Origin of the sequence: Nonomuraea sp. NPDC049646 (genome assembly GCF_044465525.1) — a bacterium.
Lineage (GTDB): Bacteria > Actinomycetota > Actinomycetes > Streptosporangiales > Streptosporangiaceae > Nonomuraea.
The window spans coordinates 643,082-658,071 of the sequence record NZ_JBITLU010000003.1 but is presented as its reverse complement, the minus strand read 5'-3'; the positions used below and the strand labels follow the sequence as shown (position 1 = coordinate 658,071).

10 protein-coding genes are annotated in these 14,990 nt (G+C 72.3%); 4 read left to right on the top strand and 6 right to left on the bottom strand.

From position 1 onward, the window contains the following. Positions 1-26: 26 nt before the first annotated feature. Positions 27-3,899, top strand: coding sequence for an ATP-dependent RNA helicase HrpA (gene hrpA / locus ACIBQ8_RS12025; protein ID WP_397191908.1), 3,873 nt, complete (start codon positions 27-29; stop codon positions 3,897-3,899). Positions 3,900-3,933: 34 nt separating this feature from the next. Continuing rightward, a complete protein-coding gene (locus ACIBQ8_RS12020) occupies positions 3,934-4,596 on the top strand; it encodes an HAD family hydrolase (RefSeq protein ID WP_397191907.1) in 663 nt (220 codons plus the stop codon). Between the two features lie 103 nt (positions 4,597-4,699). Here ACIBQ8_RS12020 and ACIBQ8_RS12015 read toward each other — a convergent pair whose 3' ends face one another. The 4 genes from ACIBQ8_RS12015 to ACIBQ8_RS12000 all read right to left on the bottom strand — a co-directional run bounded on the left by ACIBQ8_RS12015 (position 4,700) and on the right by ACIBQ8_RS12000 (position 9,793). Continuing rightward, a complete protein-coding gene (locus ACIBQ8_RS12015) occupies positions 4,700-5,026 on the bottom strand; it encodes a DUF5709 domain-containing protein (RefSeq protein WP_397176573.1) in 327 nt (108 codons plus the stop codon). A gap of 82 nt (positions 5,027-5,108) precedes the next feature. After that, entirely contained in the window at positions 5,109-6,662 is a 1,554-nt protein-coding gene (locus ACIBQ8_RS12010) for a gamma-glutamyltransferase family protein (protein WP_397191906.1), read from the bottom strand. A gap of 9 nt (positions 6,663-6,671) precedes the next feature. Next, positions 6,672-7,940 carry an MFS transporter gene (locus ACIBQ8_RS12005; protein WP_397176570.1) on the bottom strand — a complete coding sequence of 423 codons (1,269 nt, stop codon included), beginning with the start codon at positions 7,938-7,940 and terminating at the stop codon, positions 6,672-6,674. 119 nt (positions 7,941-8,059) lie between these two features. Beyond that, on the bottom strand, positions 8,060-9,793 hold the full coding sequence (locus ACIBQ8_RS12000; RefSeq protein WP_397176568.1) for an ABC transporter ATP-binding protein: 1,734 nt from the start codon (positions 9,791-9,793) through the stop codon (positions 8,060-8,062). Positions 9,794-9,864: 71 nt separating this feature from the next. Between ACIBQ8_RS12000 and ACIBQ8_RS11995 the strand changes: the two genes are divergently transcribed. Beyond that, complete coding sequence (locus ACIBQ8_RS11995) at positions 9,865-10,284, top strand: MarR family winged helix-turn-helix transcriptional regulator (protein WP_397176566.1); 420 nt, start codon at positions 9,865-9,867, stop codon at positions 10,282-10,284. A gap of 38 nt (positions 10,285-10,322) precedes the next feature. Here the strand turns inward: ACIBQ8_RS11995 and ACIBQ8_RS11990 are convergent, their stop codons facing one another. Continuing rightward, complete coding sequence (locus tag ACIBQ8_RS11990) at positions 10,323-11,414, bottom strand: hypothetical protein (protein WP_397191905.1); 1,092 nt, start codon at positions 11,412-11,414, stop codon at positions 10,323-10,325. A 129-nt stretch (positions 11,415-11,543) separates the two neighbouring features. Next, entirely contained in the window at positions 11,544-12,698 is a 1,155-nt protein-coding gene (locus tag ACIBQ8_RS11985) for a PucR family transcriptional regulator (protein ID WP_397176562.1), read from the bottom strand. 110 nt (positions 12,699-12,808) lie between these two features. On the opposite strand from ACIBQ8_RS11985, the gene ACIBQ8_RS11980 reads away from it, so the two are divergent. After that, entirely contained in the window at positions 12,809-14,920 is a 2,112-nt protein-coding gene (locus tag ACIBQ8_RS11980; protein ID WP_397176561.1) for a M6 family metalloprotease domain-containing protein, read from the top strand. The last annotated feature ends 70 nt before the right edge of the window (positions 14,921-14,990 follow it).

Genomic DNA, 14,990 nt, shown 5'->3' with positions numbered 1-14,990 from the left:
CGGGGCTCAAATATCCTGAAAGCAGTATGGGAACGCCTTCGTTGTCCTCTCCGCTCGCCGACCTCCAGTCCCGCCTGCCCGAGCTCATGCCGCGCGACCAGCGGCGGCTGCGGCGCAGGCTCGACGGCATGCGCCGGGTCCGCTCCCGCGACGCCCGGGACAAGATCGTCACCGAGATCCTCGCCGACGTCGAGCGCGCCGAGCAGCGGCTGGCGCGCCGCCGTGAGGCCGTGCCGCAGGTCCGCTACCCGGAGAACCTGCCGGTCTCCCAGCGCAAGGACGACATCCTGGCCGCCATCCGCGACCACCAGGTCGTGATCATCGCGGGCGAGACGGGCTCCGGCAAGACCACCCAGATCCCCAAGATCTGCCTGGAGCTCGGGCGCGGCGTGCGCGGGCTGATCGGCCACACCCAGCCGCGCCGCATCGCCGCCCGCACCGTCGCCGAGCGCGTCGCCGAGGAGCTCGGCACCGAGCTCGGCGAGGTCGTCGGCTACAAGGTGCGCTTCACCGACCAGGCGAGCGACCGCACCCTGGTCAAGCTGATGACCGACGGCATCCTGCTGGCCGAGCTGCAGAACGACCGCATGCTCGACCAGTACGACACCCTGATCATCGACGAGGCCCACGAGCGCAGCCTCAACATCGACTTCATCCTCGGCTACCTCAAACAGCTCCTCCCGCAGCGCCCCGACCTCAAGGTCGTCATCACCAGCGCCACCATCGACCCCGAGCGCTTCTCCCGCCACTTCGGCGACGCGCCGATCATCGAGGTCTCCGGCCGCACCTACCCGGTCGAGGTCCGCTACCGCCCGCTGGCCGAGGACGACGACCAGACCGGCGGCATCGTCGACGCCTGCCGCGAGCTGGTCACCGAGGGGCCGGGCGACATCCTGGTCTTCCTGTCCGGCGAGCGGGAGATCCGCGACGCCGCCGACGCGCTGACCAAGGCCGACTTCCGCAACACCGAGATCCTGCCGCTCTACGCCCGGCTGAGCGCCGCCGAGCAGCACCGCGTCTTCCAGCGCCACACCGGCCGCCGGATCGTGCTGGCCACCAACGTGGCCGAGACCTCGCTGACCGTGCCCGGCATCAAATACGTGGTCGATCCGGGTTTCGCCCGCATCTCCCGCTACAGCCACCGCACCAAGGTGCAGCGCCTGCCCATCGAGCCCATCTCGCAGGCCAGCGCCAACCAGCGCAAGGGCCGCTCGGGCCGCACCTCCGACGGCATCTGCATCCGGCTCTACGAGGAGGAGGACTTCCTCTCCCGGCCGGAGTTCACCGACCCGGAGATCCTGCGCACCAACCTGGCCTCGGTCATCCTGCAGATGACCTCGATCGGGCTGGGCGACATCGAGGCGTTCCCGTTCGTCGAGCCGCCCGACCGCCGCCAGGTCAAGGACGGCGTCAACCTGCTCCACGAGCTCGGCGCGTTCGACGCCCAGGGCAAGCTCACCGGCGTCGGCCGCAAGCTGGCGAGCCTGCCGGTCGACCCGCGCCTGGGCCGCATGGTGCTGGAGGCCGAGAAGAACGGCTGCCTGCGCGAGGTCATGGTGATCGCCGCCGCCCTGTCCATCCAGGACCCGCGCGAGCGGCCGTCCGACAAGCAGCAGCAGGCCGACGAGAAGCACCGGCGCTTCGCCGACCCCGAGTCCGACTTCCTGACCTACCTCAACCTGTGGAACTACCTGCGCGACAAGCAGAAGGAGCTGTCCTCCAGCGCCTTCCGGCGGCTGTGCAAGGCCGAGTTCCTCAACTACCTGCGGGTCCGCGAGTGGCAGGACATCTACAGCCAGGTCCGCCAGGCGCTCGGCGCCCAGCCCGGCAGCGCGCCCGCCGACCCCTACCAGGTGCACGTGTCGCTGCTGGTGGGGCTGCTGTCGCACATCGGCGTCAAGGACGTCATGGACAAGCAGCGCGCGGCCGACGGGCGGCGGCCGATGCAGGAGTACCTCGGCGCGCGCAACGCCCGCTTCGCGATCTTCCCCGGCTCGGCCCTGGCCAAGAAGCAGCCGCAGTGGGTGATGTCGGCCGAGCTGGTCGAGACCTCGCGGCTGTGGGCCCGGGTCAACGCCAAGATCGAGCCCGACTGGGTCGAGCCGCTCGCCCAGCACCTGGTCAAGCGCACCTACTCCGAGCCCCACTGGGAGAAGAACCAGGGCGCGGTGATCGCCCTGGAGAAGGTCACCCTGTACGGCGTGCCGCTCGTGGTCGGCCGCAAGGTCAACTACGGCCGCATCGACCCCGACCTGTCGCGCGAGCTGTTCATCCGGCACGCCCTGGTCGAGGGCGACTGGGACACCCACCACCGCTTCCTCAAGGACAACCGCCGGCTGCTCGAAGAGGTCGAGGAGCTGGAGAACCGGGCCCGCCGCCGCGACATCATGGTCGACGACGAGGCCCTGTACGACTTCTACGACCAGCGCGTCCCGGCCGACGTCGTCTCGGCCAGGCACTTCGACTCCTGGTGGAAGAAGGCCGGGCAGGAGCAGCCGGAGCTGCTCACGTTCTCGCCGGAGATGCTGGTCAACGAGGGCGCCGACATCAGCGCCCGGGACTATCCCGACACCTGGAAGCAGCTCGGTCAGCGGATGAAGCTGACCTACCAGTTCGAGCCGGGCGCCAACGCCGACGGCGTCACCGTCCACGTGCCGTTGCAGGTGCTCAACCAGGTCAACTCCGACGGCTTCGACTGGCAGATCCCGGGCCTGCGCGAAGACCTGATCACCGCGCTGATCCGGTCGCTGCCCAAACACCTGCGACGCAACTTCGTGCCCGCCCCCAACTACGCCAGGCAGGTGCTGGCCGGGGTCAGGCAGGGCGGCGAGCCGCTGCTGGAGGCCGTGGAGCGCGAGCTGCTGCGGCTCACCGGCGTACGGGTGCCGCGCGAGGCGTGGCAGCTCGACCAGGTGCCCGACCACCTGCGCATCACCTACCGGGTGATCGACGAGCGCAAGCGCACGGTGGCCGAGGACAAAGACCTCGACGCGCTCAAGCGCCGGCTCGCGCCGCGCCTGCGCAAGACCCTGTCGGAGGCCGGCGACGACCTGGAGCGCACGGGCCTGCGCACCTGGAGCTTCGGCGCCCTGCCCAAGGTGTTCGAGCAGGGCCGGATGAAGGGCTACCCGGCGCTCGTCGACGCGGGCGAGTCGGTCTCCGTCAAGATCTTCGAGACGGCCGCCGAGCAGCGTCGCGCCCACTGGCCCGGCACCCGCCGGCTGCTCCTGCTCAACGTCACCAACCCGGCCAGGTCGCTGCTCGGCGGCCTGTCCAACCAGGCCAAGCTGGCGCTGTCGCGCAGCCCCCACGGCGGCGCCGTGGCGCTGTTCGACGACGTCGTCAACGCGGCCGTCGACAAGCTCATGCTCGACCTGGGCGGCCCGGCCTGGGACCCGGCCGGCTTCGACCGCCTCCACCAGCACGTCCGGGCCGAGCTGCACGACACGGCGGCCGACGTGCTGGCCAAGGTCGAGCAGATCCTGAGCGTCTGGCACGCCGTGGGCACCCGCCTCGACGGCCTGCGTGCGAGCGCCTCGACCGACGACGTGCGCGACCAGCTCGGCAAGCTCGTCTTCAAGGGCTTCGTCACCGCCACCGGCACCCGCCGCCTGCCCGACGTCCTGCGTTACCTGCGGGCCATCGAGCGCCGTCTCACCAAGCTCCCGGAGGAGCCCTGGCGGGACGAGGAGTGGATGGACCGCGTGCACAAGATCGAGGACGACTACCACGACCTGCTGGCGAGCCTCCACCCGGCCCGCCGGGGCGACCCCGACGTGACGGAGATCCGCTGGATGATCGAGGAGCTGCGGGTCAGCTTCTTCGCCCAGACCCTCGGCACCCCCACGCCGGTGTCGGAGAAGCGCATCGCCAAGGCGATGGAGAAGCTGCGGCCCTGAGCTCGGGGCGGCACACGGACGTACAGGGGGAGTGATGGTCAAGGCCGTCAAAGCCGTCGTGCTCGACGTCGGCGAGACGCTGATCGACGAGACGCGCATCTGGTCGCGCTGGGCCGACCGGCTGGGGGTGAGCAGGTTCGTGCTCATGGGCGCGCTCGGCGGCATGGCGGCGCTCGACCGTTCCCACCGCGAGGCGTTCGAGCTCGTCCGGCCCGGTCTCGACGTGGAGGCGGAGATCGCCGCCTGGGAGCGCGACGACCCGGCCGGGCTGCGCAACCACTTCGACGCCGACGACCTCTACCCCGACGTGCGGGAGGCTCTGGCGGCGCTGCGCGCGGCCGGGTTCCAGGTGATCATCGCCGGCAACCAGCCGCGCCGGGCCTTCGACGCCCTGGTGGCGATGGATCTGCCGGTCGATTCCGTGCACACCTCCGAGGGCTGGGGGTTGTCCAAGCCCGCCCCCGAGTTCTTCGCCAAGGTGGCCTCGGTGGCCGGTCGCGAGCCCGGCGAGATCCTCTACGTCGGCGACCGGCTCGACAACGACGTGCTGCCCGCCGCCCGTGCGGGCATGCGCACGGCGTTGCTGCGCCGCGGCCCGTGGGGGTTCCTGCACGCCGAGCGCCCGCAGGCGAAGGCCGCCGACCTGATCGCCGACGACCTGCACGCCCTGCTGCCCGCCCTCCGCCGGCTCGCCTGAGGCCCGCGAGCAGGCCCGTGAGCCAGGCCCGTGAGTGAGGCCCGCGAGCCAGGCCCGTGAGGGCGCTGTGCGGGTCAGGTGAGCCGCGCGAGGGCTCCGCGGGTCAGGTGAGGTCCTCGTCGGGGTCGATGCGCAGGGCGCGCTCCTCGGCCGACAGGTCCTCCCGGTCGGCGTCCCAGTCCACGCCGATGGCCTCGTCCTCGGTGTCGGGGTGGGCGCCCTCGTCGGGCTCGGTCAGGCGGTGCTCCTCGCGCGGGGCGCGGCGCGGGCGGTCGGGCAACTCCTGGCGCAGCCGTTCGTCGAGCGTGGCCTCGTGCTGGGGGTCGTCCTCTTTGACCTCGTGGTTCAGGCCGAGGTCGTCGGTCCACTCCCTGACCTCGATGTCCTGCTCGTCGGCCATGCCGAATCGGTCCGGAGGTAGTTCGCTCATACTGCGCCCTCTACCCACCGTACGGACCGGAATCCTACGACTTGGCCCGGCTTAGGGCCTCCGGTAGCCCATCCTTGTCCATCTAGCGGCCGATCGCGGCGCCGACCAGGGAGCGGGGGTCGGATGCCCCGGCCAGCATGCCGTCGGGGCGCACGTCGATGAGGTGGGCGTGGCCGAAGGAGCCGCCGTACGGCAGCGTGCGCACCGGGTGGCCGAGCGCGGTCAGGCCGTCGGCCCAGGTCGTGCCCTCCTCCAGGTCGAGCACGGCGTCGTCGGGGGCGTCCCAGGTGTCGAAGCCGGTGCCGCCGCCGCCCAGCCGCCAGCGCGACGCGGCGAGCGCCTGGCCGGGCTCCTCGCCGTGGCGCAGCAGGCGGGTGATGACCTGGGCCAGGATCTGCGGCTGGGCGTCGCCGCCCATCGTGCCCACGACCGTGCGCAGCCCGCCGCCGGGACGGGTGATGAGCGCGGGGGCCAGGGTGTGCGGCGGACGGCGGCCGGGGCCGTACTCGGCCGGGTGGCCGGGACGCAGCGAGAAACCGATGCCGCGATTGTGGAGGTTGATCCCGGTACGCGGCTCGAAGAGCATGCCGCCGAACCCGGACGCGTTCGACTGGATCAGCGACACGCCCATGCCGTCGCCGTCGACCGCGCACAGGTACGTCGTGTCACCGTCGCCGGACGGGGCCCGCAGGCGGCTGCGCCTGACCGGGTCGACCAGGGCCCGGCGGCGGGCGACCTCGGCGGGGTCGAGCAGGTCCTTGGCGTCCTCGTGCAGCAGGTCGAGCCGGTCGTGCCCGGCGGCCCTGGCGGCCTCGGCCAGCAGGTGGGCCCAGGCCGGATGGCGGGGCGAGCCCGGCAGGTCGAGCCCGTCGAGGACGGCCAGGGACATCAGCAACAGGTAACCCTGGGAGTTGGGCGGCATCGACCAGACGTCGTGGCCGAAGGCGCGCACCCGCAGCGGCTCGACCCAGTCGGCGCCGGGGGCGGCCAGGTCGGCGGCGGTGTACTCGCCCGCGCCGAGCTCGATCAGGCCCTGCCCGAACTCGCCGAGGTAGAAGCCGTCGCGGCCGCCGTCGGCCACGGCCTGAAGGGCGCGGGCCACGCCGGGGCGGGTGATCCGGTCGCCGGCCTGACGCACGTGGGCGAAGTCGCCGCCGCCGGGCCGCGCGGCCGCCGTACGGGCGCCGGGGACCAGCAGCGGGGAGGCGGGGAAGCCGTCGCGGGCCAGCGCGATCGCGGGCCGCAGCAGCTCGGCCATGGGCAGCCGGCCGTGCCTGGCGTGCAGGGCGAGCCACCCGTCGACGCAGCCGGGCACCGGCACCGACCTGATGTCGTGCAGGTGCGGCATGCGGGTGTGCCCCTCGGCGCGCAGCTTGGCGGGGTCGGCGCCGGACCCGGCGCGGCCGGAGGCGTTGAGCGCGGTGACCGTGCCGGTGACCGTGCCGTCGTGGACGAGCGCGAACAGGTCTCCGCCGAGCCCGCACATGTGCGGCGCGACCACGGCGAGCACGGCGTTGGCCGCGATCGCCGCGTCGGCCGCCGAACCGCCGCGATCCAGCGCGCCCACCCCGGCGGCCGAGGCCAGGTGGTCGACGCTGCAGACCATGCCGTTCGGGGCGTATCTGGTGTTGTGCACGTGAAGAGACTAAGCCCGTTCCGGGGCCAGCCGGTTCTCCAGACGCGGGCGGAAGGCCGCCTGGCGGACGGTCCGTCCGGACAGGCGGGCCAGGGCGAGCGCCGCGAGCAGCGTCGCGGCCACGCACGACACGCCGCCGATGCCCAGCGACAGGCGCGGCCCGAACGCGTCGCTCAGCCACCCGAGCAGCGGCCCGCCGATCGCGCCCGCGCCCGCGCTCACCATGCCCAGCGCGGCGATGACCCGCCCGCGCATCTCGTCGGGGCTGTCGAGCTGCGCCCGCGCGGAGACCGTGGTGTCGATGAGCACCGCGCCCGCCGCGATCGGCAGCATCATCGCGGCGAACGTCCCGAGGGCGGGCATCAGGCCGCTCAGCGTCTGCGCGACCCCGGTCAGGAACGCGGTGATCAGCAGCAGCCGGATCGTCAGGTGCGGCCGGGCGGCGGCCAGGAAGCCGCCCACGACCGTGCCGGCGGCGAACACGCTGGACAGCAGGCCGTAACCGGCGGCGCCGGCGGCCAGCGGGCCCGCGCTCATGGCGGCCATGGTGACCTGGTAGTTGCGGCCGAGGCTGCCCAGCACGAGCGAGAGCGCCAGGACCACGAGCAGCCAGGGGGTGCGCAGCACGTACCGCAGGCCGGCCGCGACCGCGCCGGGCTGCCGCTCGGAGCCGGCGAGCCGGTGGAACTCCGCGCGCCGCATGAGCGCGACGGCTGCGATCACGACGAAGAAGGTGGCCGCGTTGAGCAGGAAGAGCCCGCCGTTGCCGGTCAGCGGCAGCAGCACGCCGGCCAGGCTCATGCCGAGGATGCGTCCCGCCGAGTTCAGGATCGACCCGAGCGCCATGGCGTTGGGCAGGTCGGCCGGTGGCACCACCTCGGCCCCGAACCGCCCGAGCGCGGGCCCGCCGAGCGCGGAGACCACGCCGCCGGCCAGCGCGACCGCGTAGATCGGCACGACGGAGCCGGCGCCGGAGAAGGCGATCACCGCCAGGACGACGGCCAGCGCGGCCTGCGCGAGCTGCGCGGCGACGACGACGGGCCGGGTCGGCAGCCGGTCGGCCAGCGCACCGCCCCACATGCCCAGCAGCAGCGTCGGCAGCGCCTGCATCACCAGGCTCAGCCCCACGCTGGTGGCCGACCCCGTCATGGTGAGGATGAGCCAGTTCACCCCCAGGACCTGCATCCAGGTGCCGGTGACGGAGACGATGTCGGCCCCGGCCCAGAGCCGGTAGTTGTGGTGGCGCAGGGCGCGGAAGGTGGAGGAGCGCGGTGGCAAGACTGGTCCTAGCCTCGGTAGGGGGAAACGCGGGAGTCAACGCGCCACCCGATCGCGACGATTCCGATTTGCCCGAAATGTGAGGTAAGACACGGTTAAAACAGGTTTAGCGTGAAAAATTAGACCAGTTCGAGGGGGCGGTCCCGGTCCACCAGGGCCGCGTAGTGGCCGCCGAGCGCCATCAGTTCGTCGTGCGTGCCGCGCTCGACGACCTTCCCGTGGTCGAGCACGACGATCTGGTCCGCGTCGCGGACGGTCGACAGGCGGTGGGCGATCGTGATCGTCGTACGCCCCCGCGCCAGCGTGTCCAGGGCTTCCTGGACGGCTCGCTCGGTCTGGGTGTCGAGGGCGCTGGTGGCCTCGTCGAGGACCAGCACCGGCGGGTTGCGCAGCAGCGTGCGGGCGATGGCCAGGCGCTGCTTCTCGCCGCCGGAGAACCGGTAGCCGCGCTCGCCCACCATCGTGTCGTAGCCGTCGGGCAGCGAGGCGATGTGGTCGTGGATGCGCGCGGCCCGCGCCGCCGCCTCCAGCTCCTCGTCGGTGGCCGCCGGACGGGCGAAGCGCAGGTTGTCCGCGATCGAGGCGTGGAACAGGTACGTCTCCTGCGAGACCACCCCGACGACCTCGCTCAGCGTCTCGAAGGTCAGGTCGCGCACGTCCACGCCGTCGATGGTGACCCGGCCGCCGGTCACGTCGTACAGGCGGGGGAGCAGGTAGCTGAGGGTGGTCTTGCCCGAGCCGGTCTCGCCCACGACGGCCAGCGTCGTGCCCGCGGGGACGGTGACGTCGACGGCGTGCAGGGTGCGCTCGTCCTCGTAGGCGAAGTCGACCTGCTCGAAGCGCACCTCGCCGCGTACCCGGTCGAGGGTGCGGGTGCCGGGGTGGATGTCCACCGACAGGTCCAGGTACTCGAAGATGCGGCCGAACAGCGCCAGCGAGCTCTGCACCTCGACGCCCAGCCGCAGCAGTGACACCGTCGGTCGGAACAGGCTCGACTGGAGCGTGGTGAAGGCCACGAGGGTGCCGACGGAGATGATGCCGGTGTGGCCGACGGCCCAGTAGATCAGGGCGGGCATCGCGGCCATGATGATCTGGATCGACGACTGCCGCCACCGTCCGGCCATGCTCGTCCGTACGCCGAGCTCGGCCAGCTCGTCGGAGGCGCGGCCGAACCGGTCGGTCAGCTCGGCGGAGCGGCCCATCGTCCGGCCCAGCAGGACGCCGCTGATCGACAGCGACTCCTGGACCATCGAGGAGATCACGGCGAGCTTGCGCTGCCGTTCGCTGGTGATGCGCTTGCGCTCGGCGCCGACCTTCCTGCTGATCCACACGAACACCGGCAGCAGCAGCAGCGAGATCACCGTCAGCCGCCAGTCGAGGGCGAGCATGGCCACGATCGCGGCGATCACGGTGGTGAGGTTGGAGATGATCGAGGTCGCGGTCGAGGTGACCACCGACTGCATGCCGCCGATGTCGTTGGCGATGCGCGACTGCACCTCGCCCGTCCTGGTGCGGGTGAAGAAGGCCAGCGACATGCGCTGGAGGTGGGAGTAGACCGAGATGCGCAGGTCGTGCATCACCCGCTGGCCCACGGTGGTGGAGATGAGCGTCTGCAGCACGTCGAACACGCTCGTGGTGACCGCGACCGCGACCATGCCGAGCGCCAGCAGCGTGAGCAGCAGCGCGTCGCGGGACGGGATCGCCACGTCCAGCACCTCGCGCAGCAGGAACGGCGAGGCCAGCCCGACCAGGGACGACAGCAGGATGAACGCGCCCACCAGGACCAGCCGGCCGCGGTAGGGGGTGAAGAGTCCGATGATGCGCCGCACCGGCGCGCGTGGTTCGTCGGCCAATATGGGGCCTCCTTTCGGATGTCCACTCAAACAGAGGTTAACTCATAATTGTTCCGGCTAAAATCGTCGGTATGGGAGAGAAGGAGCTCGCGGAGCTCTTGCACCTGGTCAGCAGGCGTCTGCGGCACGGATACGTCCATGGGCTGGTGCCGCTCGGGCTCAATCCGGGGCAGGCGCGGGCGTTGCGCGCGCTCGGCGAGGCCGGCCGGCCGCTGCGGATGGTGCAACTGGCCGACGAGCTGCGGATCGTGCCGCGCTCCCTGACGCCCGTCGTGGACGCCCTGGAGGAGGCCGGGCTGGTGCGCAGGGAGGTCGATCCGGCCAACCGCCGCTCGACGCTCGTCGTGATCACCGACGCGGGCAGGGCCATGGCCGAACGGGCCAGGGACGCGCGCAGGGAGGCCGGCGAGAGCCTGTTCGCGGTGCTGTCCGAGGAGCAGCGCGACCAGCTCAGGGATCTGCTCGGCGCGGTGGAGGGCCAGTTCCGGTGAGCGCGCCGCCGACTGGGCTCAGGGGCCGGCGAGCGTGCTCAGGGTCCGGTGAGCGCGCCGCCGACGACCGTGGCCAGGCAGGGTGGGCGGGACAGCAGGGCCGAGTACGGGTAGCGTCCCCGGGCGTCGAAGACGGCGAAGTCGGCCCGGCTGCCCGGCCCGAGGGAGCCGATCCGGCCCGGCCCGGCGTCCAGGCCCAGTGCCCGCGCCCCGCCCAGCGTCGCGGCCTCGACCAGGCGGCGGTCCAGCCCCCGCACCCGCAGCCCGAGCTCCCGGGCCCGCCGCCGGACGCCGGCCGCGAGCCCGAGCAGGTCGCCCGGCCCGAGCAGGTCGCCCGGCCCGGCGCCGGCCGGGCCGAGGCTGCCGGGGTCGAGCCTGCCCGGGTCGAGGCGGCCCGCGGCGAGGCGGCCCCGGGCCGGGTGGTCAAGGTCGGGGTGGTCGAGGTCGGGGTGGCCCAGGGCGTGGCTGCCCAGGGCGAGGTGGTTGCCCTCCTCCAGAAGGGCCAGCACGTCGGCGGCCTGCTCCTGCCCCGGCGGGCAGATCGCGACCACGCTCCGGCGCAGGCGCAGCAGCTTGCGCTCGCCGGGGTCGAGCGGCCGGGCGCAGGCCACGTGGCAGTGGGGGCCGAGCGCGCCGGCCTCGTCCAGCGCCATGGGCGAGTGCCGGTCCAGCCCGGCCAGCAGCCGCAGGCCGAACGTCCTGGCCAGCACGGCGACCTCCTCCAGCACGTGCGGGTCGCGGGTCCGGGCCGCGATGCCGACCGGGCACGGCCGGTCCACCTCGCGCAGGGCCGTGATCAGCGCGTCCCGGTCGTGGTCCTCCCACTCCTGCTCGCCGGCGCTGGACGCCTCGACGTACGAGATGCCGGGAACGCCGGCGAGATCGGCGGGGTCGGCCACCACGGCGGCCCGCGTGGTGACGCCGGGGCCCGGGGGCGTCGGCGCGCAGCAGGCGTCCACCAGCCCGGCCACGATCATGCCCGGCCAGCGGACCTCCTCCGCGACGCGGAAGCGGGACAGCAGCTCGGCCCGTGAGCCCACCTGGAGCACCCGCCCGCCCCTGATCACCACCGTCCCGTCGCGCACGGGCTCGGCGCAGACCGGCAGCACCAGGGGAGCGGAATGAGCCACGACGGGCGAGGGCGCGCGCCTCCCCGGAAACGGCCCTCGAACCCGCGCAGCACGCTTCGCACCCGCCATCGGCGCTCCCGTCGGATTTGCCCTTTTGGCATTAAACGCGAGCGACGGCGGCGAAGGCAATCAGTCGCCGCGGGCGTCCCGGGGCTGGTAGCGGCCGGACAGCCGGGCCAGTTTGAGGCCGAGGTGCAGGGCCAGCCGCTCGCCGCCGTCCTTGAGGTCGGTACGCGCCAGCTCCTCCACCCGCTGCAGCCGGTAGTACAGCGAGGTGCGGTGCAGCCGCAGCGCCCGGGACGTCGCCACCGCGCTGCCCGCCAGGTCCAGGTACGTCTCCAGCGTCTCCAGCAGCGGCAGGTACTGCTCGTCGGCCAGCAGCCCGTCGAGCCCGGGATGCACCTCCTGGTCGGCGAGCTGGGTGAGCATCCGGTAGACGCCGAGCCGGGCCCATTCGGCCGACCGGCCGAGCCCCGGCACCCGCGCGGTCACCTCCGCCGCGTGCCGGGCCTCCGCGTACGACCCCGCCGCCTGCGCCAGTTCGAGCCGGGTGCGCCCGACCCCCACCACCACGGGCACCGGCATGGCCGCGTGCAGCTCGTCGGGCGGGACCGGCGGCCCGGCGGTGAGCAGCACGGCGTGGTCGTAGCGCACCAGGTGCAGCGGGTGGTGGCCGCTCAGCCGCCGGCGCAGCGCCAGCAGCCCCTGTTCGAGCGCCAGGCGCAGCCCCTCGTCGGGCTCGGCCGAGCGGGGCCGCGCCACCAGCACGGTCACCGGCTGGCCCTGCGGGAAGGCGCCCGCCTCGATGAGCTGCCTGGCCGCGTCCCGCTCGCCGCGCAGCAGCCCGGTGACCGCCTCCAGCTCCCGATGGGAGGCCAGCCCGGTCGCCAGGCTCTCGTGGAACAGCGCCAGCGCCAGCCCGGGGACGGCCGCCGCGGCCTCGGCCACCCTCTCGTCGGACATGGCCGGGCCGGCGTCGATGAACCACAGGAAGCCGAGCAGGCCGTCGGCGTGCCGCAACGGGACGCACACGCGCGGCAGCAGGCCCAGGTGCGGCGCGCCGGCCGTGCGCAGCGGGGCCTGCGCCTCGTGCACGCCGGCCGCCCGCAGCCACTCGCGCACCTCCGGGGTGGTGTGCCGGCGCAGGATGGAGTCGCGGCGGATGTCGTCCATGGCGCCGTTCTGCTCGCTGTAGGCGATGACGCGCTGCACGCGGTCCTCCAGCAGCAGCGGACGCCCGAGACGGACGGCGAGGTCGTCCACGATCCGCTGGAGATCCGCCACAGCTCCACCTAGGTCACGCTGGATATTTCGACAAATGTCGGAAGGGTTGCTACACGTCTTCCCTACAGCTGATCGGTGATCTCCGTCAATAACGTCTATACCGTCAATCCGTGAATGCCCCGAAGAAGCTGCTGAAGGGTTTGCTGGCGGCCATCGTGCTGTTCCCGGTGAGCCTGATGGCGACCCCTGCTTCCGCAGCACCCCCCACCGTCGATCCCGAGTTCCCCTGGCGGCAGAACCACTGGCCGCAGACCCAGCCCTGGCAGCAGGACGAGTCGGCCGACGCCCAGACGTTGCGCGCCCGTCCTCCCGGCGGCCTCACGCCTCTCGACCCGCAGAACTGGGAGAACCCCGACCACATGACGTGGGCGGACTACAAGAAGCCTCCCGGCACCAACTGGAACGACCCGGCCGTCAAGGGCTCCAAGCGCACCTTCAAGGGCGCGCTGGTGCTGCTCGACTACCCCAACCAGGCGTTCGTCGTCACCCAGCCCAAGGGCTCGACGATCTACGCCAACCCGAGCGCCGAGGCCCACGACGTCCCGCGCGACCAGGTGGCCAAGTTCTACCAGGACTTCCTCAACACCCCGAACGACCTCAACAAGGGTCACACCATCCACGAGTACTGGATGGAGGACTCCGGCGGCCGGTACGGCGTCGAGCTGACCGGGTTCGGGCCGTACACGATGCCGGGCAAGGACCACGAGTACGCGCTGGAGCCCGGCTTCAACGGCACCTCGGGCTGCCCCGCGGGCGACACCTGCAACAGGAACCTGCGCACCGACGGCCACAACGCCTGGATCAACGCCGTCGGCGAAGAGGTCGCCAAGCAGTACGACTTCGTCTTCTACCTCAGCGCCGGCCAGGACGAGTCGTCCACCTGGCAGGAGTTCGGGATGATGAAGTTCCCGACCAAGGAGGACGTGCCCGACGAGTGGGGCCCGCCCGACCCGGCCCTGCCCAACTGGCTGAAGACGCGCTACGTCGAGTGGTCCTCCTGGCAGGCGGCCTCCAACTTCTGGCCCAACGCCAACATCGGCGTCGACTCCGTCCAGGCCGAGAGCTCCGGCATGGCCGTCTACGCCCACGAGTTCAGCCACATCCTCGGCGTGCTGGACAACTACAACAACCCGTACGGGGTGCCGCCGGTCCGGGCGTACACCGGCGTCTGGGAGATGCTCAGCCGCGGCAGCTTCAACGGCCCCGGCGGGCCGCACTCCCGCTGGCTGATCCCGCCCACGGCGGGCGCGTCCATGGGCGCCCAGCACATGCTGCGCAACAAGCTCAAGCTCGGCATGGTGGACGAGCAGAACGTCCTGCGCCTGTCGCGTGAGGCGCTCGACGAGTCCGGCCTGGTCACGGCCAAGATCCTGGCCCGCGCCGTGCGGCCGGGGCAGGGCGACCTGTCGGGCGTCAACATCTCCTTCGACGCACCCGGCGACAAGAGCACCTGCTCGGCGACCGACCCGCTGTGCGACCGCGGCGGTTACCAGAACTACACGGTCGAGGTCGTGGACCGGATGGGCTCCGACTCCTTCACCCCCGACTCGGGCGTGCTCCTGGCCAAGACCAAGAACGAGGACCGGGCGCCGTTCGAGTGGGTGATCGACGCCAACCCGCAGGACATCGGCATGACCGACTACGTGATGCCCGACGGGACCAAGGTGCCGATCACCGTCGGCGACTACCGCCAGCTCTCCGACGCCCTCTTCCACGCCGGGACCGACTCCGGCAGCGAGTACGAGTACGTGGACCAGGCCAACCGCCTGCACTTCTACGTCACCGACCTCAAGCGCAACCGGAACGGCGAGCTGTCCTACACCGTCGCCGTCCGGTCGCTGGACGGCTCGGGCCCGCAGAAGCGCGGCGTGCGGGTGCTGCCCGCGGCCGGCGTCCCCACCGGCAAGAACGTCTCCACCTGCACGTTCCCGGTGTTCAACACCGGCAGGGCGGCCCCCGCCCAGGGGCAGCACCCCGAGGACGTCAGCGCCTACCTCAACTCCGACGTCTACCGGGTCAAGGCCGAGGTGCAGGGCAAGGGCTGGACCGCCCAGGTGCCCAACGCCCTGGCCTCCGTCGCCTTCGGCAAGCAGGCGCCGGTGACGGTCAACGCGGTGCGCGCGCCCGGCGGCGACCGTCTGGCCCGGGTCAAGCTCACCGCCGTCTCGGAGAGCGACCCGACCAAGACCGCCACGGCCACCTGTCACGTGATCGGCCTGTAGCGGAACGATGGGGCACGGCTGGCGCTCGCCGTGCCCCATCGGCTTGAATCACCCCCGGAAGGGGGTGTTC

Coding starts and splice junctions, on each gene's coding strand:
- hrpA (WP_397191908.1), top strand. CDS start 27: ATGGGAACGCCTTCGTTGTCCTCTCCGCTCGCCGACCTCCAGTCCCGC.
- ACIBQ8_RS12015 (WP_397176573.1), bottom strand. CDS start 5,026: ATGAGCGAACTACCTCCGGACCGATTCGGCATGGCCGACGAGCAGGAC.
- ACIBQ8_RS11995 (WP_397176566.1), top strand. CDS start 9,865: ATGGGAGAGAAGGAGCTCGCGGAGCTCTTGCACCTGGTCAGCAGGCGT.
- ACIBQ8_RS12020 (WP_397191907.1), top strand. CDS start 3,934: ATGGTCAAGGCCGTCAAAGCCGTCGTGCTCGACGTCGGCGAGACGCTG.